Genomic DNA, 735 nt, shown 5'->3' with positions numbered 1-735 from the left:
GTAGCAATTTAATACTATAGATGCAGCCAGGAAGGAAGATGGCCCTTCGCATGGAGGCACGACATGGAAAACTTTAAACCTGGATGACAGCTCCAGTCGTCCTGCAAAGTAAATGAGATTTGTTTATGCCACGGTTGCCGAAAACTATCAAAATCACTTGCCGTCACTTGCTACCAACGCCTTGGGCGGCCCTGCTGAATGGCCCCGTTTAGGTGATATCAGCCAAAAATGGCCATCGATAGCCCCGTCCCCGAAAGGTTCACATCCCTATTCTTTCTGGGCCACAGCGAGGGCTTTGAGTGCGCCTCCATGGCCTAGCGAAGATGCCAGATCAGCAGGTGTTGACCCATTGGCATCCCGGACAATTTCGGCACCGAGTTCGAGAAGCAGCGCTACGGCCTCGGGGTGCTCCTGCTCTACAGCACAATGGAGTGGAGTAAAGCCTGTCTCGCCGGGCAGGTTGATATCTGCGCCAGCGGCGACGAGTACACGTATGGCTTCGCAGTCCCCCCAGCAGCAGACAACATGCAGCGGAGAGTCGCCCCAGCCATTTCGATAGTGAACGGAGTCAATCTGGTGCTCGAAGAAGTCGGGCACTGTGGCAATTTCCGAGAAGATATCTTGGAGTGACCGCATGGGGTTCGAAGCCTAATCAGTCCTTGAAGGCAGCAAGCCTTCCATTGAAGCCAGCCCGGTTGCGCCTAGCCTAGCAAGGTCGTCACGTCGTGCGAGTCG

At 55.0% G+C, this 735-nt stretch carries 1 protein-coding gene; it reads right to left on the bottom strand.

What is annotated here, in order from left to right; genetic code table 11:
• Nucleotides 1-267: 267 nt before the first annotated feature.
• A complete protein-coding gene (locus FAS41_RS31560) occupies nt 268-636 on the bottom strand; it encodes an ankyrin repeat domain-containing protein (protein ID WP_138527025.1) in 369 nt (122 codons plus the stop codon).
• Between the last annotated feature and the right edge of the window lie 99 nt (nt 637-735).

Source organism: Pseudomonas nicosulfuronedens, from assembly GCF_005877905.1.
Lineage (GTDB): Bacteria > Pseudomonadota > Gammaproteobacteria > Pseudomonadales > Pseudomonadaceae > Pseudomonas > Pseudomonas nicosulfuronedens.
This window is presented reverse-complemented; position numbering and strand designations above follow the sequence as displayed.